General features: G+C 34.6%; 25 protein-coding genes and 1 pseudogene. 25 read left to right on the forward strand and 1 reads right to left on the reverse strand.

Annotation, left to right across the window (positions count from 1 at the left end; genetic code table 11):
• The first annotated feature begins 66 nt into the window (after nucleotides 1–66).
• The 20 genes from AC1EJ5_RS08330 to AC1EJ5_RS08425 all read left to right on the forward strand — a co-directional run bounded on the left by AC1EJ5_RS08330 (nucleotide 67) and on the right by AC1EJ5_RS08425 (nucleotide 18705).
• The gene (locus AC1EJ5_RS08330) at nucleotides 67–282 is read left to right on the forward strand and encodes a helix-turn-helix transcriptional regulator (RefSeq protein ID WP_479815667.1); all 216 of its coding nucleotides are present in this window, start codon (nucleotides 67–69) and stop codon (nucleotides 280–282) included.
• Nucleotides 269–991 carry a hypothetical protein gene (locus AC1EJ5_RS08335; RefSeq protein ID WP_479815668.1) on the forward strand — a complete coding sequence of 241 codons (723 nt, stop codon included), beginning with the start codon at nucleotides 269–271 and terminating at the stop codon, nucleotides 989–991. Before AC1EJ5_RS08330 ends, AC1EJ5_RS08335 begins: the two co-directional genes overlap by 14 nt.
• A complete protein-coding gene (locus AC1EJ5_RS08340) occupies nucleotides 988–1872 on the forward strand; it encodes an ABC transporter ATP-binding protein (protein ID WP_479815669.1) in 885 nt (294 codons plus the stop codon). The genes AC1EJ5_RS08335 and AC1EJ5_RS08340 overlap by 4 nt, the downstream gene beginning before the upstream one ends.
• Nucleotides 1865–3064: an ABC transporter permease gene (locus AC1EJ5_RS08345; protein ID WP_479815670.1), complete on the forward strand. Its 1200-nt coding sequence runs from the start codon at nucleotides 1865–1867 to the stop codon at nucleotides 3062–3064. Before AC1EJ5_RS08340 ends, AC1EJ5_RS08345 begins: the two co-directional genes overlap by 8 nt.
• Before the next feature lie 225 nt (nucleotides 3065–3289).
• Entirely contained in the window at nucleotides 3290–3913 is a 624-nt protein-coding gene (locus AC1EJ5_RS08350; protein ID WP_479815671.1) for an NfeD family protein, read from the forward strand.
• Entirely contained in the window at nucleotides 3913–4857 is a 945-nt protein-coding gene (gene floA / locus AC1EJ5_RS08355; RefSeq protein WP_479815672.1) for a flotillin-like protein FloA, read from the forward strand. The genes AC1EJ5_RS08350 and floA overlap by 1 nt, the downstream gene beginning before the upstream one ends.
• Nucleotides 4847–5395, forward strand: a complete 549-nt coding sequence (locus tag AC1EJ5_RS08360) for a hypothetical protein (RefSeq protein ID WP_479815673.1) — start codon at nucleotides 4847–4849, stop codon at nucleotides 5393–5395. Before floA ends, AC1EJ5_RS08360 begins: the two co-directional genes overlap by 11 nt.
• Before the next feature lie 48 nt (nucleotides 5396–5443).
• On the forward strand, nucleotides 5444–6403 hold the full coding sequence (locus tag AC1EJ5_RS08365; protein WP_479815696.1) for a PhoH family protein: 960 nt from the start codon (nucleotides 5444–5446) through the stop codon (nucleotides 6401–6403).
• Nucleotides 6381–6839 (forward strand): rRNA maturation RNase YbeY, encoded by a 459-nt coding sequence (gene ybeY / locus AC1EJ5_RS08370; protein ID WP_479815674.1) that lies wholly within the window; start codon nucleotides 6381–6383, stop codon nucleotides 6837–6839. The genes AC1EJ5_RS08365 and ybeY overlap by 23 nt, the downstream gene beginning before the upstream one ends.
• 3 nt (nucleotides 6840–6842) lie before the next feature.
• Nucleotides 6843–7649, forward strand: a complete 807-nt coding sequence (locus tag AC1EJ5_RS08375) for a diacylglycerol kinase (RefSeq protein ID WP_308749417.1) — start codon at nucleotides 6843–6845, stop codon at nucleotides 7647–7649.
• Nucleotides 7646–8038: a cytidine deaminase gene (gene cdd, locus AC1EJ5_RS08380; RefSeq protein ID WP_479815675.1), complete on the forward strand. Its 393-nt coding sequence runs from the start codon at nucleotides 7646–7648 to the stop codon at nucleotides 8036–8038. The genes AC1EJ5_RS08375 and cdd overlap by 4 nt, the downstream gene beginning before the upstream one ends.
• Nucleotides 8038–8925 carry a GTPase Era gene (gene era / locus AC1EJ5_RS08385; protein ID WP_223417983.1) on the forward strand — a complete coding sequence of 296 codons (888 nt, stop codon included), beginning with the start codon at nucleotides 8038–8040 and terminating at the stop codon, nucleotides 8923–8925. Before cdd ends, era begins: the two co-directional genes overlap by 1 nt.
• Complete coding sequence (recO, locus tag AC1EJ5_RS08390) at nucleotides 8906–9682, forward strand: DNA repair protein RecO (RefSeq protein ID WP_479815676.1); 777 nt, start codon at nucleotides 8906–8908, stop codon at nucleotides 9680–9682. Before era ends, recO begins: the two co-directional genes overlap by 20 nt.
• Nucleotides 9672–10553, forward strand: a complete 882-nt coding sequence (glyQ, locus tag AC1EJ5_RS08395; RefSeq protein ID WP_479815677.1) for a glycine--tRNA ligase subunit alpha — start codon at nucleotides 9672–9674, stop codon at nucleotides 10551–10553. Before recO ends, glyQ begins: the two co-directional genes overlap by 11 nt.
• Nucleotides 10546–12609: a glycine--tRNA ligase subunit beta gene (glyS, locus tag AC1EJ5_RS08400; RefSeq protein ID WP_479815678.1), complete on the forward strand. Its 2064-nt coding sequence runs from the start codon at nucleotides 10546–10548 to the stop codon at nucleotides 12607–12609. The genes glyQ and glyS overlap by 8 nt, the downstream gene beginning before the upstream one ends.
• Before the next feature lie 9 nt (nucleotides 12610–12618).
• Nucleotides 12619–13449 (forward strand): pyruvate, water dikinase regulatory protein, encoded by an 831-nt coding sequence (locus AC1EJ5_RS08405; RefSeq protein WP_479815679.1) that lies wholly within the window; start codon nucleotides 12619–12621, stop codon nucleotides 13447–13449.
• 17 nt (nucleotides 13450–13466) lie between these two features.
• Nucleotides 13467–14999, forward strand: a complete 1533-nt coding sequence (gene guaA, locus AC1EJ5_RS08410; protein WP_223417978.1) for a glutamine-hydrolyzing GMP synthase — start codon at nucleotides 13467–13469, stop codon at nucleotides 14997–14999.
• A 283-nt stretch (nucleotides 15000–15282) separates the two neighbouring features.
• The gene (locus AC1EJ5_RS08415) at nucleotides 15283–15729 is read left to right on the forward strand and encodes an AlbA family DNA-binding domain-containing protein (RefSeq protein ID WP_223417977.1); all 447 of its coding nucleotides are present in this window, start codon (nucleotides 15283–15285) and stop codon (nucleotides 15727–15729) included.
• 602 nt (nucleotides 15730–16331) lie between these two features.
• Nucleotides 16332–17147: a hypothetical protein gene (locus tag AC1EJ5_RS08420; RefSeq protein WP_223417976.1), complete on the forward strand. Its 816-nt coding sequence runs from the start codon at nucleotides 16332–16334 to the stop codon at nucleotides 17145–17147.
• The gene (locus AC1EJ5_RS08425) at nucleotides 17140–18705 is read left to right on the forward strand and encodes an AAA family ATPase (RefSeq protein ID WP_479815680.1); all 1566 of its coding nucleotides are present in this window, start codon (nucleotides 17140–17142) and stop codon (nucleotides 18703–18705) included. Before AC1EJ5_RS08420 ends, AC1EJ5_RS08425 begins: the two co-directional genes overlap by 8 nt.
• Before the next feature lie 638 nt (nucleotides 18706–19343).
• Here AC1EJ5_RS08425 and AC1EJ5_RS08430 read toward each other — a convergent pair.
• On the reverse strand, nucleotides 19344–19775 hold the full coding sequence (locus AC1EJ5_RS08430) for a helix-turn-helix domain-containing protein (RefSeq protein WP_002839745.1): 432 nt from the start codon (nucleotides 19773–19775) through the stop codon (nucleotides 19344–19346).
• 262 nt (nucleotides 19776–20037) lie between these two features.
• Here AC1EJ5_RS08430 and AC1EJ5_RS08435 point away from each other — a divergent pair, with 262 nt between their 5' ends.
• The 5 genes and pseudogenes from AC1EJ5_RS08435 (at nucleotide 20038) to AC1EJ5_RS08455 (ending at nucleotide 23312) form a co-directional block, all read left to right on the forward strand.
• Complete coding sequence (locus AC1EJ5_RS08435; protein WP_002839721.1) at nucleotides 20038–20232, forward strand: hypothetical protein; 195 nt, start codon at nucleotides 20038–20040, stop codon at nucleotides 20230–20232.
• Between the two features lies 1 nt (nucleotide 20233).
• Nucleotides 20234–21358 carry a site-specific integrase gene (locus tag AC1EJ5_RS08440; RefSeq protein WP_479815681.1) on the forward strand — a complete coding sequence of 375 codons (1125 nt, stop codon included), beginning with the start codon at nucleotides 20234–20236 and terminating at the stop codon, nucleotides 21356–21358.
• An 85-nt stretch (nucleotides 21359–21443) separates the two neighbouring features.
• Nucleotides 21444–21713 (forward strand): annotated as a pseudogene (locus tag AC1EJ5_RS08445) (plasmid mobilization protein); the annotation flags it as partial.
• Between the two features lie 147 nt (nucleotides 21714–21860).
• A complete protein-coding gene (locus tag AC1EJ5_RS08450; RefSeq protein WP_479815682.1) occupies nucleotides 21861–22151 on the forward strand; it encodes a hypothetical protein in 291 nt (96 codons plus the stop codon).
• Between the two features lie 33 nt (nucleotides 22152–22184).
• Entirely contained in the window at nucleotides 22185–23312 is a 1128-nt protein-coding gene (locus AC1EJ5_RS08455) for a virulence-associated E family protein (protein ID WP_263285014.1), read from the forward strand.
• The last annotated feature ends 263 nt before the right edge of the window (nucleotides 23313–23575 follow it).

The raw sequence follows: 23575 nt of genomic DNA on the forward strand, positions 1-23575 counted from the left end.
CAAATAAAGTTGTCAGAGTTACAATAATGACAAGAATGGTTGTCAATTATTTTGAAAGGAGGGCGGATGGAACTAAGAAATAACTTGGCGGACTTTAGAAAAAAGGCGGGATATAACCAAGCAGACCTTGGAGGGCTCGTCGGAGTCAGCCGCCAAACCATAAGCCTAATAGAAAGAGGAGATTACAACCCATCTGTGACCGTGGCCCTAACAATCGCCATGGTCCTAGGTGTGGATATTAATGAGATTTTTAGTTTGGAGGATACAGATGAAAAAGAATAGGAAAATCGGCATAAATAAACTGTTTATATTAGCTTTTTTGGGATCAGTAGCTGGTTTTGGCATAGGTTTTATTTTTAACAAACTAAATATAGGAGGCTTTACAGAAATAATAAATACATTTCTAAGTGAAAACGCCCTACTTTTATTAATAGTCATCAACACTCTATGGGCAATTCTTGCCATATATTTTTATATGAGGGCAAAAAAAGAAGTAGATCTAGGATTAGAAAAAGATGATTTTATAGAGACAAAATATATAGACTACGCACACTCTATGAGGGATGCGGGACTTTTCACTCTCTTATCTTTTATAATTATCCTATATAATAGAGTTAAATTTAGTCATAATCCTTTAAAAGATGCCATAATCTTAACAAGTGTTTTGTTTATTTTCACTTTTATAAATGTATTTTTGTTTTATTTGACCTACAAACTTACAAAAAAAATCGAGCCAGAAAGAAAAACTGAAGCCTTTGATTTTTTCTTTGATAAAAAGTTTATGGCCGAATCTGACGAGAGGGACCAATTAAAATACTACAAAAAAGGCTATCTTGCCTTTAAGAGAATGATAATTTGCCAATTAGTGATTATCATAATCCTATTTTGTTCAGCACTTTATGAAGATATAAGCCCAGTAATAGCCCTTATAGTCCTCATACCAGCTTTAGTTGGGATATTAACAAATGGATTTGCAGGAGAAAAATCATGATTGAAATAAAAAACTTATCTAAAAATTTTGGAGATTTAAAGGCTCTCGATAATGTGAGCTTTGATGTTAAAAAAGGCGAGCTTTTTGGAGTTATCGGCCAAAATGGGGCGGGCAAATCTACACTTTTTCGCTCTATGATGAATTTCTACGACCATTTTGACGGACAAATCCTCTATGAGGGAGAGAAAATGAGTAAAGTGCCCCTAGAAAAAATTGGCTTTCTCCCAGAAGAACGCTCGCTTTCACCAAAGAAAACAATTAGGGAAGAGGTGAAATTTTTCGCAAGGCTCAACCAAATGAGAAACCTCGATGAAAAGACCCTACAAGCCTACTTTGACCGTTTTGAAATCAAGGGAAGTTTGGATGATAAAATAAAATCCCTTTCTAAGGGCAACCAGCAAAAAGTACAGCTTTTGGCAAGCCTTATCTATAAGCCAGAATTTCTAATCTTAGACGAGCCTTTTTCAGGGTTAGATCCTTACAATGCCAATCTATTGATGGGGATAATCAAGGAAATCAACAATCAAGGTACAACCATAATTTTCTCATCCCACAACATGGAAAATGTAGAATACCTTTGCGACAGGCTCATCATGCTAAAGAATGGAAAAATTGTCCTAAAGGGTTCACCAAATGAGATTAGAAATTCTTATGAAAAAGATCTTGTAAAAGTCAGGACAGAAGAGGATTTATCAGAGATTTTCCCTCAATATGATGTTAAGAGAGATGGTAATCTTTGGACAATAAGGCTTGAAAAGGAAGAAGATGGCAGGGGGATTTTTGATAAACTTGTAGAAAAACTTGGCTACCTTGAAATGTTTAGCCAAGAGCCACCAAGCCTAAATGAAATCTTTGCCAGAAAGGTGGAAGAAAATGAATAGAAAATTAATAGTAGCCCTAGACTCTTTCAAAAAACAAATAAAATCACCTGCCTTTTGGGCCATGGTTTTTGTGCCAATCCTTGTCATGCTAGTACCTGTGGGGATTAATTATTTCCTAGCGAAGTCAGATCAGGCCAAGCTTGGCAGTGACGGTCATAAATACCAAATAGTGGCAGATGAAAATATTAGCCCTTTCTTTAAGGGAATGGAAAATGAATATAAACTAGTTTCAAAAGATGCGGCAGAAGATGCCTTAAAGGCAGAAAAAATTGAGTCTTACGGGGAAATTTCTGAATCAAAGGGCCAGGTAAAACTTACTATCGAGACCAAAACCATGGACGGTAAGGCTCTTTCAAAATTGCCCCTTCTTGCAAATGAGATACAAAATGCTATTAACATCAAAAATGCAGGCCTAAATGAAAAACAAATTGGGATTTTTTCGACCAAGGCAGATGTCAAAATCAACCAGCTCGACAAGGGCAAGAGCCTCATGGTCTATGCTTCCTATTTTATCCTTTTGATGTTCATGTATTTTATGCTAATCATGTACTCAAACATCCTAGTCGTTGATATAGCAACAGAAAAAGGTTCAAAGATGATTGAATTTATCTTTTCGTCAGTATCTGCCAAGGACTATTTTGCAGGTAAAATTTTGGGTAATCTCTTTGCCATAATCGTCCATTCGATTTTGTATATAATTTTAGGAGCTATTTCTTATTTTGTCGCAAAATCTAAGGGCCTTTTAGATATGATAAAAATTGACCTAAGCCTTGATCAGAGAAGCCTAATTATAATCGCAGAGATATTTGTATTTATAATTCTCTCACTTTTGGCCTATATGATAATTGCCGCCATGCTAGGATCTCTTGCCAGCAAACAAGAAGATGCATCCAAGGTTGCAACACCTCTTATGGTCACAATCATAGCAGCCTTTATGGTAGCCATGATTTTTATGAACCGCCCTGTGAATTTATTTGTAAAAATCGCATCCTTTATCCCATACATTTCCGTATTTTTCATGCCTTTGAGGTTGATAAAGGCAAATGCTGGAATCATGGAAGGCGGGATTTCTATAATGATCTTGATAGTAAGTCTTTATATTTCATACATCCTAGCATCTAAGGTTTATAAAAAACACATCTTAAATTATTCGGCATCTTCGGTTTTCACTAAGAAAAAGAAAATAAAATAAAAATTAAAGGAGCCTAGGCTCCTTTTTTGTAAAAAATTTTTCTAAAGCAGGAGAAAAAACTTAGTTTTTTCAAAAAGAAGAAGTAGACCTCTTATGTTGATTTTTAACCTCATTTACTAGATAATAATTATAAGGAAGTTAATATTATAATCCTTAAATTTAGGAAATATTTTTTATAAATATTTTCAAAAAATAAGGATTTGCCTTTAAGAAATGGAGAAAAATATGCTAGGAAATGACCTAATTATTGCGACAAGTTTTATTCTCGCAGTCATATCTTTGATATGTCTCTTATTTACCCAAAAAAAGCTAATCTTTGCTGGTCTTTCTGTGATTTTATTCGCCTATTTTTATCTGGCCAATGCCAAGTATAATATAGCCGACAATGTTACAGTTATCACCTTCATTGTGGGTATATCCCTCTTAAGCCTTGAGCTTTTTATTCCTAGCTTTGGAATAATAGGTGTGGCGGGTCTTGCCCTTACGACTTATTCGGTGATGGATTCATTCACAGATCCCCAAACTGGATTTTTTGTAATTATCGCCACAGGCCTTGCAGTTGTCATTACCATGACAATTTTTGTAAAGCTTGGCTTCAGGGCACATTTGTTTGATTCCTACGTCCTAGATGTGAAGGAGAAAAACAAAAATAAAGTCTATAAGAATAAGGATTTGAGTAAACTTATAGGCAGTGTTGGAATTAGCAAGACAATCCTTAGGCCTTCTGGCAGGATTGAAATTGACGGAGAAATTTATGACGCTATGGCCAGGGCAGAATTCATTGAAAAATCTAGGGTGATTTCTGTTATAGATGTTAAAGATGGCCACATTATAGTAAAGGAGATGTAATGGAATATATAATTATGGGACTAATTTTTATATTAGTCATAGTATTTTTTACAATGGTACCAGTTGGACTTTGGATTACAGCGAGGTTTTCAGGAGTTAGAATCTCCATGGCAAGCCTTGTGGCAATGAGATTTAGGAGATTATCTCCATCAAAAATCGTAAACGCCATGATCAAATCCCACCAAGCAGGTATCCACATAGAAACAAATGACCTTGAAAGCCACTACCTTGCAGGTGGTAATATCAACCAAGTTGTTGACGCACTAATAGCAGCAGAAAGGGCAAAAATAGACCTTTCTTTTGAAGAAGCCGCAGCCATTGACCTTGCAGGTCGTAACGTATTTGAGGCTGTCCAAGTTTCTGTAACACCAAAGGTGATTAACACCCCAGTTATAGCTGCAGTTGCCAAAAATGGTATAGAAGTAAAGGTAATTGCCAAAGTTACTGTTAGGGCCAATATTGAAAGGTTAGTCGGTGGTGCAGGCGAAGAGACCATCATAGCCAGAGTTGGTGAAGGTATTGTAACTACAGTTGGTTCTTCAGAAACCCACGCAGAAGTACTAGAAAATCCAGATAATATTTCTCAAACTGTATTAAACAAGGGACTTGACTCAGGTACAGCCTTTGAGATTTTATCAATCGATATAGCAGATGTGGATGTTGGAAGAAACGTAGGAGCTGAGCTTCAAAGAGACCAGGCAGAGGCTGATAAGAATATCGCCCAAGCTAAGGCCGAAGAAAGACGTGCCCAAGCGATTGCTCTTGAACAAGAAAACAGGGCCAAGGTTGTGGAAGCAGAAAGCGAAATCCCACTTGCCATCGCCCAAGCCTTCAAAGAAGGAAATCTTGGAGTTATGGATTATTATAACCTTCAAAATATCAAAGCCGACACAAAAATGCGCCAGTCAATCTCAAACGATGAGGCTGACTTAGATGTCAAATAAGAATAAATCTTTTTTATCATTTCTAGACGACTTGGTTGAAGAAATCAAGACTGAAAGTGAAATGGGAGATTTTTATAAAAAAATCGACACAAGTCCTCTTAAGGCAAAAAAATCTGCAAGAAAGAACCCATCCATAATCGGTTACCTAAATGATTTGGTAGAAAATATGGACAGGAATTTTGGTGAAATTGCTGAACCTGCAAAGCCAGACCTTGAAGCCCAAAGAAGGCTCAAGGCGGAATTAAGAAATAAACACGCAGATAAATTTAAAAAGTCCTCTCAAATACAAAAAGAGATTGACAGCTTAGCCAGGGAAAGCTTGGAGGCAATCAAATCTAATGATGGCCAGACTGGCTATATCAAGGCTAAGAGTGAGGAAGGGGACAATGCTGCCTTAATGAGGCTTAGAGACGCTGAGCAAAAAGAGAAAACAGACAAAATTAGGGAAAAAATGGTCAAAGATAAAAATAGACAAAGGCTAAGGGATGCCATTATCATGGCAGAAATCCTTGGTCCGCCAGTTTCCAAAAGACGCTAGGAGATAAATATTAAAGAATTTTTAGAAATAGAAGTGCCAGAGAGAATTATTTCTCTCTTTGGCAATTTTGATTCAAATAGAAAATATATAGAAGACAGATTTGACGTCAAACTCAAGCTTAAGGACAAAAGGCTAGAGATAAATGGTGATGAAGGTCATGTTGACCTTGCCAAGAAACTTATAATTCAATTGTTATCCGAGCTTAAGAGAGATGAGGAACTTGATTTTCAAAGACTAAAGTACGATGCAGACATGCTTGAAAGGGAAAACAAGGATGTGGTAAAGGCCCTCCTTGACCATGTGATTGTCACAACAGCCTCAGGTAAGCCAATCAAGCCAAAGACCTTGGGACAAAAATCCTATATAGAAAAGATTTTGGCCAATGACGTAGTTTTTGGCATAGGACCTGCAGGTACAGGTAAGACCTACTTGGCAGTAGCCATGGCTGTCCGTGCCTTTAAAAACAACGAAGTAAACAGGATTGTCCTCACCCGTCCAGCTGTAGAAGCAGGCGAGAGCCTAGGTTTCTTGCCGGGAGATTTGCAAGATAAGGTAGATCCATACCTAAGACCCCTATATGACGGTCTTTTTGAAATCTTAGGTTTTGAAACCTACCAGGCCCTAGTTGAAAAGGGCATCATAGAAGTTGCTCCCCTTGCCTATATGAGGGGTAGGACTCTTGATAATTCCTTTGTAATTCTTGATGAGGCCCAAAACACAACTTATGAACAGATGAAGATGTTCTTAACCCGTTTGGGCTACGGCTCAAAGGCTATAATTACAGGAGATAAGACCCAGGTCGACTTGCCACGTGGCAGAAAATCTGGCCTTGTTTCGGCTGCTCAGATTTTAAAAAATGTCCCAGGCATTGAATTTATAAACTTTAGCTCAATTGACGTTGTTCGTCATCCACTTGTCCAGAGGATAATCGATGCTTATGAAAAGAACGATTTGAGATTAGAAGAAGAAAAAAAGAGGAAAGAAGATGAATCTTCTGATAGCCAATGACACAAATGAAGATTTGGACCTTGACATTATAAGGAAAAAAGCAGAAAAAACCATAACTGAAGTCCTTAGGGTGGAAAATATAAGCGAAAATGTTGAAGTTTCTCTTTCTATTGTTGATAAGGAAACTATTCATAAGCTTAACAAGGACTACAGAAATGTGGACAGAGAGACCGACGTTTTATCTTTCCCTTTAGATGAAGAAGGTTTTGATAATGAGGGAAATCCTCTAATCCTTCTAGGAGATATAGTAATTTGTCTAGATGTGGCAGAGGACCAGGCGGCAGATTTTGGCCATTCTCTAGAAAGGGAAATCATGTATCTCATTTGTCACTCAACCCTTCACCTACTTGGCTATGACCACATAGAAGAAGACGACAAAAAAGTCATGAGATCAAAAGAAAAAGAGGTTATGAAAAACCTAGGAGTTTTCAAATAATTAATGGATAAAAACTATGACGACCTTAAAGAAAATTTAAAAAAGGAAATCCTCGAGGAACTCCAAAAGAAAGATGGGGAGGACTTTGAACCCTTAAAATTAACCCACGGCCAAAAATTTCTAAAGGGCTTTGACTATGCCTATGAGGGTCTGGTTTATGCCATAAACCACGAAAAAAATATGAAATTTCATATTTTGGCATCAATCCTAGTCCTCATTGCATCTTTATTTTTCAACCTATCCAGGGTTGAAATGATGTTTTTGGTATTTTCAATTGCCTTTGTAGTGGCCCTTGAGCTTTTAAATACAGCCATAGAAGAGATTGTAGACTTGGCAAGTGGGGGCAAGTTCTCAAAACTCGCCAAGGCTGGCAAGGACGTATCTGCAGCTGCAACCTTTATTGCAGCCCTAAATGCAATTTTTGTTGGCTATCTGATATTTTTTGACAAATTTTTAAATTTTTACGATTCAGTTATACTTAAAATTGCCAGACGACCTTCACACTTGGCCTTAATTACCATTTCCTTGGTAATAATCTTAACAATTTTTCTTAAGGGAGTTTTCTATGAAGGGCGTGGCACAGCCTTTAAGGGCGGTTTTGTTTCAGGCCACACTTCAGTTGCCTTTTGCCTATCAACCATAGGCATTTTGCTAGTAAATGAACCCTTGGTGAGGCTATTATTAGTGGCCCTTGCCTTCATAGTTGCAGAATCCAGGTACGAAGCCGACATCCATTCGGCCAGAGAAATTATTAGAGGAGCCATCCTTGGGACCTCCATGGCCATGGCTATATTTGGGATATTTTCATGACAGATGTAAAAGATTTGATAAAAAAAGCCATAGAGATCAAAAAAAGGGCCTATGCCCCTTATACGAACTTCCATGTTGCTTGTGTCGTAATGACTAAGTCAGGAAGGATCTTTGAGGGTGTAAATATAGAAAATGCGGCCTATTCTCCGACCCTTTGTGCAGAAAGAAATGCTCTATCTACAGCCATTACAGAGGGGGAAAGAGAATTTGCCTACATAGTAATAACAGGCGATTCCAAATATACTTATCCTTGCGGAGTTTGCAGGCAATTTATAAGAGAGTTTGCAGATTCTGATACAATGATAATTGTGGCCAAGGACACTGAAAATTACAAGACTTATACCATTGACGATTTATTGCCAGAAAGTTTTAGCAAAAAGGATTTATAATGAAATCAGGATTTATATCGGTAGTTGGCAGGGCCAATGTTGGAAAATCAACCCTTATGGAGAAGATTTTAAAAGAGAAAATTTCCATCATTTCAAACAAGCCCCAAACCACCAGAGATAAGATAAATATAATATATAACGACGAGGACAGCCAGCTTATTTTTATAGATACGCCTGGCATCCAAAAGCCAAGAAATGTCCTCCAAGAAAGGCTCTTAAGCTTTTCTAAGGATTCCCTAAACGAGTCAGACCTAGTAACCTACGTGGTTGACGAGTCTAAGGAAATTGGCAAACTTGACCAGATGATAATTGACGAACTAAGAAATGTTAGAGTTCCGATAATCCTACTTATAAATAAGATTGACCTTCTAAATGAAGAGGAAATCGAAGAAATCGAAGAACTCTACGATCAAGTTGGACTTTTTGATAAAATTATTCCAATTTCTGCCCTTGATGATACAAATGTCAATGCCTACATAGAAGGGGTAAAATCCTACCTAGAAGAAGGACCAGCCTACTATGACAGGGATATGATCACAGACAAGACTGAGAGGTTTGTAGTCTCAGAAATAATCAGGGAAAAGGCACTAAGACTCTTGTCAGAAGAAGTTCCCCACGGTCTTGCAGTGAGAATTGACGATTTCAAAGAAAGGGACGATAAGGACCTTATTGACATCAGGGCGACAATTATTGTTGAGAAAAATTCCCACAAGCAAATCGTAATTGGCAAAAATGGCCAAATGATAAAGCAAATCGGCATCGACGCCAGACGTGAGATAGAAGATTTCTTAGCTTCTAGAGTCAACCTCCAGCTATGGGTCAAGGTCGAAAAAGATTGGCGCAAGAAGGAAAAGTTGGTGGATAGGTTTGGCTACGGCAGACCTTAAGGACATAAGGGGTATAGTCCTCAGGGAATTTAAATACAAGGAATCTTCCAAAATTATCGAAGTTTTCACAAAAGATATGGGAAAAATTTCCATAAACTGCCAGGGAGTTTTAAAGAAAAATTCTAAAAACCTAGCCCTAACAAACAGGTTTATCCTGGCATCTTTTGACCTATATAGGTCCGGTAAGGACTTTTATGGTTTAAGAGAAGGACTTGTGATAAATCCCTACTACAAATCAAATAAAAACTTTGATATAATACTATATAAGTCAGCGATTTGCGACCTTTTATTAAGGACTATCGACCATATCCAGGTAGAGACTGTTTTTACCCTCCTTACAAATAGCTTTGATGCCTTTGAGAAGGCCCGTAAAAACTATGTCAATATATTTTTGGGATTTTTTCTCAAATATATTTCCTTTTCAGGTTTCAAACCAAACTTTAAAACTTGTGGGATTTGCGGTAAAAATATAAGGGGCAAATATTTGTACTTTTCCCCATCAGAATCATCAGTTATTTGTGATGAGTGTAAAGATCAAGTCTTTGACAAGGTCTTTATGACCTATGAAGAATTTGTATATTTTAACAAACTTTTATATACCAGATCAGAAGACCTTGAAGATATAAATTTGGTAGAAAACTATCCGAAAATCGGCAAAATAATAATAGACTATTGCCTTAGTAACCTAGATCTAGGGACTTATCCTTCCTTAGAATGGGTCAAAAAGGCACTCGAAAGGAATGTAAATGTACTTTGAAGATTTAATATTAAAACTAGAGGAGTATTGGAAAGAACAGGGCTGTTCAGTCATGATTCCATACGACATCGAAAAGGGTGCAGGAACAATGAACCCTCACACATTTTTAAGGGCCCTAGGTCCTGAACCATGGAAGGTTTGCTATGTTGAGCCATCCAGAAGACCTGCAGATGGTAGGTATGGAGAAAACCCGAACAGACTTTACCAACACCACCAGATGCAAATTTTATTAAAACCAACCCCATCTAATATCCAAGATTTATATTTAAAATGCCTAGAAACCATAGGCATTGACCCCAAAAAACACGATATTAGGTTTGTTGAAGACAACTGGGAAAGCCCAACCCTAGGTGCTTGGGGACTTGGTTGGGAAGTATGGCTTGACGGGATGGAAATAACTCAATTTACATATTTCCAACAAGTAGGCGGTATCAACTGCGCATTGGAAAGTGGAGAAATAACCATAGGTCTTGAAAGGATTTGTATGTATCTTCAAGATGTAGACAATGTCTATGACATCAAGTGGTCAGATAACTTAACTTACGGTGATGTTTTCAAACTCCCAGAATATGAAAATTCCAAATATTCTTTCGAGGATGCAGACAACGAAACCCTAGAAACCCTATTTAATATTTACGAAAAAGAAGCGGCAAGACTTATCGAACTTGGCTTGATTTATCCAGCCTACGATAATGTTTTAAAAACCAGCCATACCTTTAACACCCTTGATGCCAAAGGTGCTATTTCTGTTTCAGAAAGAAATCACTATATCAAGAGAGTTAGGGATATATCAAGTCTTGTAGCCGAAAAATACATCGAAAAAAGAGAAGAACTTGGCTTTCCTCTCTTAAGAAAGGAAGAGCATGCATAATTATCTATTAGAAATTGGTGTGGAAGAAATACCTTCTGATTATGTCAAATCCACCAAGACCCAACTAAGGGAAAAGTTTGAAAAACTTTTATCTGAAAATAAATTATCTTATGAAGAAATCGAAATCGAATCTACACCAAGAAGATTTATGGTTCTTCTAAAAAATGTAGCAGAAGCCTCCCAAGCTGAAGTCGTTTCTGTGAGAGGACCAAGTGTAAAAATCGCCTATGATGCCGATAAAAACCCATCTAAAGCCCTACTAGGTTTCTTAAAAGGCCAAAAGGCAAGCATCGAAGATGTCATTATCAAAGAACAAAAAGGCGAAGACTATATCTTTGTAGAAAAAAAGGAAGAATCTAAATCTCTAGAAGACCTCCTAAAAGAAAATGTCTATGAACTTGTAAAGTCAATTTCCTTTCCAAGATCAATGAGATGGGGCGGAAAATCAATCAGATGGGCCAGACCAATTAGGTGGTTTGTATCCCTACTTGACGATAAAATCTTATCTTTTGATGCTGAAGGCATCGAAGTCGGCAATATCACAAAGGGCCACAGGACACTTGGCTCTGATAAGATTCTTATCGACAAAATTTCTGATTACGAAGGAAAATTAAAGGAAAACTACGTCATCCTAAGGGGTAAGGACAGGAGAGATATAATACTTAAAGGCCTAAACTCCCTATCAAGCCAGGTTGGAGGAGAATACATGAAAGACGAAGACCTCCTAGATGAGGTAGTAAATATAGTTGAATACCCAACAGTTCTAGTTGGCGAAATTGATCACTCCTACCTAGAACTCCCTAGGGAAGTAATCACAACCCCAATGAAGGACCACCAAAGGTATTTCCCAATCCTCGACGATAAGAAAAAGCTCCTTCCATATTTCTGCCTAGTTAGAAATGGGGATGACTATGAAAGTCAAAATGTAATTGAAGGCAACAAAAAAGTCCTAGTTGCAAGGCTAGAAGATGCCAAATTCTTCTACAACCTAGATGTTGAAACTAAGCTTGAATCCTATGTAAAAGACCTTGATAGCCTTGTATTTTTCGAAGGCCTTGGCAATATGGGCCAAAAAACCAAGAGGCTTGAGGACCTTGTAAGTCGCTACCAAAAAGAACTAAACCTAGGTGACGATATAGCAGAAGATGCAAAAAGAGCAGCCTATCTAGCAAAGGCAGACCTTGTTACAAGGATGGTAGTAGAATTTACCGAGCTTCAGGGAACTATGGGTGCAATCTATGCCCTAAAATCTGGAGAAAACCAAAGAGTTGCCACAGCCATCAAGGAACAATACCTACCAAAGAACCAAAACTCAGAGACTCCAAAATCTGTAGCAGGAATCCTCCTTGCCATAGCAGATAAGATGGACTCTATAGTTGGTCTTTATGCAATAGAAAACTATGTAACAGGAAGTCGTGACCCATTCGGTCTAAGAAGGGCGGCCCTAGGTATAATCAACATTATCCTAGAAAATGGCATTGACGTAGACATCAAAAAGCTAATAGCTGAGGCCCTTTTGGTTTATACAGAAACCAACGCCCTAGCCTTTGACTATGACAAAACCATGGACGAAAGTCTAACCTTCATCAAAGATAGGCTAAAAAATAAGCTTTTAGATGATGGATATAGGTATGATATAGTAAATTCAGTAATAAATACAGACTTTACAAATATTTTAAAAATGACCGAAAAAGTTAAGGCTGTAAGTGAATTTATAGAAGAAAGTGACGATTCACTTTCTTACCTAATTAGGATAAATAATCTCGCCAAAGATAGCCAAGTGACAGAAATAAGACAAGACCTTCTTGAAACAGACCTTGAAAGAAAGTTCTTTGAGGAAATTTCTAATCTTGAAGATTTAGGCCTTGCAAGCAGCGACGACTATAAAAAAGAGCTAGAAAATATCCAAAAAACCAGCCTTGTAGGCAATAACTACCTAGACAATACAATGATAAATGTAGACAATGAGGAAGTTAAAAACAACAGACTAGCCATGCTAAATTCTCTAAAAAGGAGAATGGACCTAATATTTGATATTTCTGAGATAGTAAGATAGGAGGAATTAATGGACGAATGTTTGACGATTGTAATTATAAGTGATTCGACAGGAGAGACTGCAATCAATTATATGAAATCTGTTACTAGCCAATTTCCAGACCTAGAAACAAGGGTAATAAGAAAACCGGATATAAAAACCAAAGAAGAAATCGACGAAATCATGGACGACCTCGATGATGATTCTGTGATAGTTATGACAGTTGCAAACAAGGATTTGGCCCTTCATTTAAGGGATAGGGCAAAGAAAGCAGACATAACTGTACTCGATATTCTTTCCTATGGAATCAACAAGTTTGAGCAATTAACTGGCAAAAAAGCCATCAGAGAGGCTGGCCTTACAAGGACCCTCTCTAGGGGCTATTTCAAGATGATTGACGCCATAGAATTTGCTATAAAATACGATGACGGCAAGGATCCGAGGGGATTTTTGGAATCAGATATTGTCCTTGTTGGCGTATCTAGAACATCAAAGACACCTACAACCATGATACTTGCCACCAAAAATTTCAAGGTAGCAAACCTACCCCTAGTCCCAGAATCCAAACTACCTCAGGAACTCTTTGAGGTTGACCCTGACAGGGTAATTGGTCTTGTAATTGATCCTGATAAATTATCCAACATCAGGGCTGAGAGGACCAAAACCATGGGCATTGTTGGAGAAAGCAAGTATTTTGACAAGGAAAGAATCAGAGAAGAACTTGCCTATGCCAAGGAAGTCTTCAAAGACCTTGATTGCAAGGTAATTGATGTAACAGAAAATACAATCGAGCAAACAGCGACAGAAATTGTCCAATATTACTTCGAAAAATTCCCAGAAGAAAGGGAAGAAAAGAGCTAAGACAAGGAAGGGAAAATATGGCAAAAGAAAAAATCCTAGTATTAAATTTTGGCGGCCAAACCGACCAATTAATAGTAAGACGTGTCAGGGAAATGGGCGTTTTTGCAGAAATCCACGACTGCGACACTGATTTAAATGACCTTGACCTAAATAATCTTGCAGGCATCATCCTAACAGGTGGTCCTCAATCTGTAAACAACGCCAACAGCCTAAGGGCAGATGAAAAAATCTTTGACCTAGGCGTGCCAGTTTTAGGAATCTGCTACGGTCACCAATTTATAAACCAATTATATGGTGGATCTGTTGAAACTCCAAAGCTTGCAGAATATGGCAAGACAGAATTAATTGTAGATAATAAATCAGAATTATTTAAAAATATCCCAGAAAAATCCATAATCTGGATGAATCACAAAGATAGGGTAGCAAACATAGCTGAAGGCTTTAAGGCAATTGCAAAAACAGCTAACACAGAAGTGGCAGCCATGGAAAATACTGAAAAGAATATTTATTCAGTTCAATTCCACCCAGAAGTAGTCCACTCTGAATACGGCAGGGAAATTCTAGAAAATTTCGTTTTAAACATTTGCCAGGCAGAAAAAACCTGGAAAATGGCAGACTTTGCTACAGAAATCATAGCAGAAATCAAAGAAAAATACGCTGGCGAAAAGATGATTTGCGGCCTATCAGGCGGTGTAGATAGCTCAGTTGCAGCAACAATTGTCTCAAAGGCCATAGGAGATAACCTCCAATGTATCTTTGTAGACCACGGTCTTCTAAGAAAAGATGAAGCCAAATCTGTAATGGAAACCTACAAAAATCTTGGCCTAAATGTCAAAATGGTAGACAAGTCTAAGGAATTCTTAGACCTCCTAAAAGGAGTGTCAGATCCAGAAACAAAGAGAAAAATCATCGGCAACCACTTTGTCGAAGTCTTCGAAGAAGAAGCCCACAAAATCGGCGGAGCTTCCTACCTAGTTCAAGGCACAATTTATCCAGACGTCATAGAATCAGGCAAAGACAAGGCAAGCGTCATCAAAAGCCACCACAACGTAGGCGGCCTACCAGAAGACATGGACTTCAAAGGCCTAGTAGAACCACTAAGAATGCTTTTCAAAGACGAAGTAAGGGCAGTAGGCGAAGCCATCGGCATCCCACACGACATGGTATGGCGTCAACCATTCCCAGGACCAGGCCTCGGCATCAGAGTCATGGGCGATATCACCGAAGATAAACTAAGGATAGTCAGAGAAACCGACGCCATCCTAAGAGAAGAAGTCAAAAACTTTGGCCTAAATGAAGACATTTGGCAATACTTCACAGTCTGGACCCCAATCAAAACCGTAGGAGTAAAAGGCGACGCCAGAAGCTACGACAACGTAGTAGCAATCAGAGCCGTCACATCCACCGACGCCATGACAGTAGAAGCCGCCAACCTCCCATACGACCTCCTACAAACTTTATCAAACAGAATGATAAACGAAGTAGCAGGAGTAGGCAGGATAGTATATGATATAACCAGCAAACCACCAGGAACAATCGAGTGGGAATAGTAGCAAAAAAACAAAAAATCTTGTAAAATCAATAGTTGCATAAGATTAAAAACTGTAACTGGGATTAAAATGGGAACATTTGTTAAAAAGAATAAATTGAATAATAGTTTCAAGTGGTTTACATTTGAACAAAAAATTAGACCGTAGTTTCAAACTGCGGTCTTTTTGCGTACATATTTTATATAACTTAGCAAACAAATAAATAATGCGACAATAAAATGTCGGTTTGAATTCTTGTACTGTCGTAAATATGATATAATAATTATAATTGAGGAGGACTACAATGAGCCGATATATCGAATCAGAAACAATTGAATTAAAAGAAAAATACACAGATACGATTACAAAGGAAATAGTATCTTTCCTTAATAGTGCAGGAGGATCAATTATTATAGGAGTAAAAGATGATGGTGTTGTAGTTGGTGTGGATAAAGTTGATGAAATTCTTAGAAAAATATCTGATGTTATAACAACTAAAATAGAACCGAACCCACAAGATGAAATCAGTTCAGAATTAAAATTTGATGAAGGAAAAACTCTAATAGTAATTCATATAAATAAAGGTCATCATCATATTTATTGTCAAAAGAATTATGGATTCTCCTCTACTGGATGTACAATGCGAATCGGAACAACCTGTAAAGATATGACATCAGAGCAGATAAAAATTCGATATGAGAAAAAATTTATAGAAAAATATAACAGACTTCACACCTCAATATTTCAATAATTTAAGCATGTGATTTGAAACATATCCAGAAAATAAAATTGCATTTATGTTCTGTCAAGAAAAGAAAGATAGATTACAGATAAATTGAAATTTAATGATTGATATGTGAGTATATAGAATTTAAGATTGGAGAGATTTTTTAGAATATGAGAGGGATTTCGAAGTTTAAATGTCTGAAAAATGTTGTACATATTATATGTTTGTCGAGTATATATTTATTTATATATTTATGTATGTACGAAGTACTAGTTTTTTACAATAAAAGTAAAATCTTTTTCTTTATTCCTATTTTAGTTTTTATTCTGGTTACTATTATCAATAATATACTTAGATTTAGTATATCGAATAAAATGAATATTATTACGACTATAATCACATTTTTAATTTTATGTGTGCTTGTAAATATAAGGTTTTTTAATCAATTATACATGAAAAATAATTCAATGATATTAACTTTTCTTACGTTAATCTCATTTATTAATTTACTAATCTCTAAATATTACGTAGATAAAAATTATAATCTACAATTACTTACTAAATCTCCTATGCAAGATTTATTTAATCTGTTTTATGTAAATACTTCTAAGGTACATGAAATTGCTATGCTCATTGATAATAAAATAATGAAAATGGTTGAGAAGGAGCAGTTTTCGGAAGAATTACTTAAAACTACTTCATCTTTAGCGTCGAGGACAGCTATGTTATCTGGTGAAACTTCAATACAAAAAGAAAATAACTATAAGAAACGTGTTTATGAGAATTTTGATGTAAAGACGACAAAATCAATATTGCTGAGAAAGTTGTATGAAGTTGCAAAACAAAGTAGTAATAGAGAAACAAGTATAGTATCAGGGCAACTGATACTTTTTAGAGATGTAGAATTAAGAAGAATAAACATTGATGATACAGTTATGATTTTGAATGTATTGAAGGATAGTAAACTGAGAAATCAAGGTGATGAAAATATCGAGATAGATATGAATAAAATGATGCAGAAAATATTGGACGATTTTACAATAGATTATCAATTCGAACAGAAAATTTCCGATGATTGTAAAAACATGAAATGCCTTATTCAAATACCTTATAGCGCAAATGATAATTTTGAAAACGGATATCAACATAATGATTTACAGCTAGGAAAACTAAGTATAGTGGGAATCTATAGGGGAGAGATAGATTTTTCAAAAAAAGAAAGTGTTTCATCAAAGTTCTTAGAGATAATGTCTGATTCTTATAAAAAAGATCTTAGTAGTAGATGGAATGATGATATTATGAAAGATAGTTATATTAATGAGGAGGCAGAAATATCTCCTTTCAATTTTGAACCCAATAAACTTAATGAAAAGATGCATTTAATTGATGTGATCGCAATTATTCAGGAGTTAAGAATAAATGGAGAGACCAAAAATGAATAAAAGGTTATATGTATATAATCATGAAAAAATTAATGATTTAAAAATTAAGTTTTCTTCTCGAAATTTTGTTAGTATTGCTCTGATTTTTAATTTAGCACAAAATTTAGATGAAATTGACGATTTAGACGATGATTTTATTAATAAGTGCATGATTGATATTACATCATTAGCTCTTGATAATGGATATTATAGAATATTTATTGAAAGATATTTGTATAGATTAATTGAGCGTTTTAAAAGTGTAGAATTTTTGATAAATAGTTCAAATAAGGATTCAATATTAGATAAGTTCCCTTATGTGTTTGATGAAATAAATGAGGAATATTCTGTAGTAAGCGAGGATTGTAAAGAAGAAGATATTACTATAAATGAGATAATTGTCAGTCCTATTTCTTTGCTACTATATAAAAAATCAATAGTTGAAGATATGAATCAAAAATATCAAATTATATCGATTGGAAGTTTATTTTCAGGAGCAGAAAATATTAACTATAAATTTAACATTGATGAAATTGAGGATGTTCTTATTAACAAAGATATTCGTTACATAGACATTACTGAACTAGTACACACTTTGGCATTAAGAAAAGATTTGATTTTGAATTTTGAGATAATTTTAAGGCAAATTCAGAATAGAAATAGGGAGATTCAATTTTTAATTATTGAAGACATGGAAGATGAAATAAAAAAATATTTCCCCTTTTCTTTCGAATATAAGAAAAACTTATTTTCACAATCTATTGAAAATGATACAAACATTTGTGAAACGAGAGTATTTCCATATGGTAGCTTACAAGAAATAATTGAAAATATTGATGTTCAGTTAAAAGGTCATGAAGATTTTAAAAAAGATTTTAGTTTTAACCTTAAAAAATTTGCCTTATTAAACAAACTCAAACAACGTAAAATTTTTTCTGTTTTCTTAACAGGAGAATCAGGCATAGGAAAAACGGAATTTGCCAAAATTCTTTCAGAGATTATGTATCCCAATCAGTCACTTATAAAAATAAATTTTGGAAATTACTCAAATGAAGGTGTACTAAATAGTTTAATAGGCTCCCCATTAGGGTATATTGGTAGTGAAGAAGGTGGCGAACTGATTAATAAAATGAAATTGTCAAACTCTAAAATAATTTTAATTGACGAATTTGAAAAGGCAACTCCTAGTGTATTTCACTTTTTTTATGAATTGCTTGAGGATGGTAAATTTACTGATCGACATGGAATAGAACATAATTTAGATGGATATATCATTGTGTTTACATCAAATATGTCAAAAACAAGATATATTGAATTAATACCAAATCCGTTAAAATCTAGATTTGACATGGTATATAGGTTTATAGAACTTTCTGTTGATGAAAAAAGAAAGTTTATTAATGATGTCGCTGAAGAATTGATTAATAACATATATAAAAACACTTCTGTCAAAATAGAAGTAAATAACATTGAGAATGCATTAAATTCGTTAACGGGGCACAATAATCTTCGTAATATTAAACGAAAAGCGGAAGATGTTGTTATAGAAGAATATTGTAAGGTCATACTAGATGATTGATAATATGAAAACTTTAAGATAGGTGATTAAAAGGAAATTGTTGCTTGCGATAGGATTAAATTAGTCATTGATGAAATAGAATTTGTGCTTGTAATATTATTACAAAATATTAGATAAATAGCAATTAGATCGATAATAAGGCTAAAATCGATAATAAAAACATTGTTTTACGGCATTTATATAAAACGGTATCAATGGACATATGGAATGGGAGCAATTTGTAATAAAGGTAGTAAAAATGTCGAAATAAACTTATTAAAAAAAACTCAATTCGGAGGTTCGAGCTTCGTACGTTTAATTTATTTTTTCCTAATAAATTATTCTGAGATTTTAGGGTGACCGATGCTAAGAGGTGCTTCCGTGATCCTGGACTCGGTCATTTTTGAGACTACTCAGTAGTTGGTCTTCCAAAATCCATACGAGCTAGCATAAAACTAAGCGAAGAAACTGAATGTTTCTGAGGGGACAATAATAAAAAAGTAGTAAATTCAACGATTACAGAAGATTAAAAACTGTAACTGGGATTAAAATGGGAACATTTGTTAAAAAGAATAAATTGAATAATAGTTCCAAGTGGTTTACATTTGGACAAAAAATTAGACCGTAGTTAAAAGCTGCGGTCTTTTTGCGTACATATTTTATTTTAAAAATCTTGATTTTTTAGGATAAGATAACTTCCAATCTTCAAATTCCTCGTCTGTTATCTCATCGTTGTAATGCTTTTTTCTCATCTCATTCCATTCTATAAGAAAATTATTGAAGTCTACATCATTTGATAAAAGTCCAGTGATCTCTCCATCGCCTGCCAACGGTCTAAACTTCATGTCTTTTTCATAATCAAATATTATATGCATTATTTCAAAAATAGAATTAGGTTCATGATTAATTAATGCTGATATGTCACAATCAAGTGCTTCAGATATTTTTTGTAATTGTTCTTTACTTGGAGATCTATTTCCAAGTTCATAATTTCTTATGGCAGCATCTGTCAAACCAGACTTAATGGCAAGTTCTTTTTGAGTTAAGTTTCGCATAAGTCTTAACTTTTTTAATTTTTCTCCAGAAATCAAACTAATTCCTCCTTATTTCATAATAACTATAAATATTTTATCACAAAACGAACAAAAGCTCAACAAAACTGTTCTGTTGTAAATAGTTGCAAGTATCTGAATATTTTAGAAAAAAATAAATAGAAAAAACTTGACAGAACAAATATGAACTGTTATTATATATACATACCGTTCGATATTGAACGAAAATTGTAAGACATATAAATTAATGCTCGCCTTTTTTGAGGATGTAGAACCTTACAAACTATAAAAGGAGGACATTATGAAAGGTATTTTTATGAATGCAAAAGATGTACAAGAATTTCTTGATGTAAGCAGAACAACAGCATATCAGATAATAAACGATATGAATCAAGATCTACTTAAATTAGGTTATCGTGTGCAAAGAGGAAAGGTAAATAGAGAATACTTTATGGAAAAGTATTGCTATAAACCAACAAATGCAAAGGAGGTTTAAAGTGCCAGCATTTAGAGATGAAAGCGGGAACAAGACTTGGTTTTGTAAATTTAATTACACCAACTGGAAAGGAGAAAAATTAACTAAGAAAAAACGTGGATTTTTAACAAAAAAAGAAGCATTAAAATGGGAACAAGAATTTTTAAATCAACATTCTGAATCGATTGAGATGAGCTTTAGGGAGTTTTTTGAACTTTATAAGAGAGATAGAAAACCAAGAATAAGAGAAAATACTTGGAGGACAAAAGAAGCAATTGTAAATCAAAAAATACTTCCCTATATTGGTGATTTAATGCTTAATGAGATTAATAATGTAACCATCATTCAATGGCAAAATGAGCTTATGAAGATTAAGGATAAGAATGGGAAAAAGTACTCTCCTACTTATTTGAGAACTATTCATGCTCAGTTATCTAGTATCCTAAATCATGCTTGTGGGTACTACAATTTAAAAACTAATGTTGCTCGTGATGTTGGTTCTATGGGAGAGAAAGAAGCTGATGAAATGCTCTTTTGGACTCAAGATGAATATGAAAGATTTATAGAAGCTATTAAAGATAAACCTGAATCATTCTATGCTTTTGAACTTTTGTATTGGTGTGGTCTTAGAATGGGAGAATTATTAGCCTTAACAAAAGAGAAATTTGATTTTGAAAGGCATACATTAAAAATTGATGAATCTTTACAAAGGATTGATGGGAAAAATGTAATAACTGCTCCTAAGACTAAAAAAAGTATCAGGACAATAGTTATGCCTGAATTTTTAACTGATGAAATCAAAGAATATATAGATAGTTTTTATAAGTTAAAACCAAAAGACTTAATATTTAATTTCTCTAAGAGCTACCTGCACCATGAAATGGATAGGGGATCTAAGAAATCTCAAGTAAAAAGAATTAGAATACATGATTTAAGACATTCTCACGTTTCTCTCTTGATTGAACTTGGATTTTCTGCAACTGCAATAGCTGATAGGGTTGGACATGAATCGATTGACATCACCTATAGGTATGCTCATCTTTTCCCTAGCAAGCAAAAAGAAATGGCTCTGTCTTTAACGCAAGTAAGAAATAATAAGGCAAATGACTGGAAAGATTTATTAGAAGAGGATGATAAAGATGTTTAGAAGACATTCATTAGGTGATATTTCTAAAAAAACTAGAAATAAAGAGAAAAATAGAAAAAGAAATCGCATTTAAAATTTCAGAGTATCTGAAGAAGAATATGATCTAATAAACAAAAAAATTGCAATAAGCGGACTTAAAAAACAAGATTATTTTCTACAAATGCTATTAAATCACCAGGTTAAGTTAGTAAGTGATTACAGACTTTCTGACAATATAGCCAAGGAAATATTTCAACTAGCAAAAGTTATTAAAAAGTACGGCAAACTCAATGACGATGAAGCTGATATTTTAATCTATATTTTACAAATATATGAAGAAATCAAAAAAGAAAAAAGCCCCTACTACAAAGAGTAAAGGCATACACTCCTGTGAGAAGTGTTCTCTAGATAAGTTCATTTTACCACAGGAGTCTTATTTATACCAGACAGGAGGATAAAATGGAGAATAAATATAAAACAATAAAGAGATTAGATGCTTGTAAAAAGAAGAGGAGTAAGGCTTATGACAGATATTAAATTAAAATTCCCAGAAATAGATCAGACTTACGCCTTTTTAGACTTACAAACTACGGATAAGGGGACGGTTAGACAAATTACTGGAAATATTGTAACAGCTATTTTAAATCCCAAATATTGTCAAAATCAAAAAATCATTGATGGACAAATATTCTTTGATAAATTTACCAATGAAATAAAATTCCAGGGAAAAATCATCGGAGAAAGAAATATAAAGGAAAATCAAATACGACTTTGGGATGATTCTTTAAACAATAGACTGGGCTTAGAGATATAAAAACACTTTGGAATTAATTATAATTCCAATAAAATGTGGGAAGCTATTCGTTTTGTAGCTCACCAATATGAAGTGAGTCCGCCAAAGCAATATCTTCAAAATTTAAAATGGAATGGAGATAAAAATGCCATTAGAAAACTTTTACCAAAGTATTTGGGAGCAGATGATACAGAGCTTAACAATTGGATAATGGAACATATGATATTGGGCATGATAAAAAGAATTTTTAATCCCGGTTCTAAGTTTGATGAAATGATTGTTTTAGTTGGTGGGCAAGGTATAGGTAAATCGACTTTTGCAAGATACTTGTCCATAACAGATGATTGGTTTTGTACAATAGAAAACATTCAAGGTAAGGATGCCGTCATGAACCTTATGGGTAAAACTGTCGTTGAAATCGAAGAATTTGTTGCTTTAAGAAATGCAAAATCGGCTAATGAAGCTAAATCTTTTTTATCAAAATTAAGCGATAGGATAAGAATACCCTACGAAAAATATGCCACAGATGTGCCTAGAACTTGTATCTTCATAGGTACATTAAATGAAAGAACTTTTCTTAATGACCATACTGGAGAAAGAAGATATTTACCCGTTGAATGTAACCCGAATCAAAGAATAAGGACTATATATCCAGATAAAGATAACAATGAAAAACTCTCGGATAAAGAATATATGTCTCGTATAAGAGAAGATTTTAATCAGGCTCTAGCCTTGGGATATGAAATCTTTAAAAACAAGACTCATGCATGGACTATACCAAAACATCTTTTAAAAGACTTGTATAAAGAACAAGAAAAGTTTAAATATCTAAACCCAGATGTGGAAGACATTAGGTATTTCTTAGAAGAATATAAGCCGAAAAGTGCAGATCCTAATATAACTTGTTTTAAAGAATTAACCATGCAAGGCTACCAAATAAAATCAAAATCTTTTTCAGAGATTATGGATAATTATTTTCAAGAATGGATTCCAGTTAGATCATCAAAGACCCAGAGAATATCACCAAGTGGAGTCTCAATTCCAGTAAAACTATATTATGAAAAGAAAACAGAAAACGAAACTGACTTTATAGAAATTGACAAGAATTTATTGCCAGAAGAATGGCAAAAAGAAAATCAATCAGAAATAGATACAGCAAATCAAGTAAAGATACAAATGTAACTTTGTAACCTGTAACTAATCGTTATAAATCTTCTTAAATTAGGATTACATAAATTAATGGCTTGATAATAAGGTGTTGATATAGACTCTTAAAACAAGCTCGCCTAATTTTGGAAGTTTTTATTTTATAAGTTACAGTTACACTTATTAATTCCTATTTGAAAAATTATGGGAAATCAAATTAATGACTTGTTAGTAGTAGCAAGCACAGTAAGTGAGTACCCACTTACGAAAAAATCAAAAAATCAATAGCTTATAAGGCT

Source organism: Anaerococcus sp. C0059F3, from assembly GCF_056590475.1.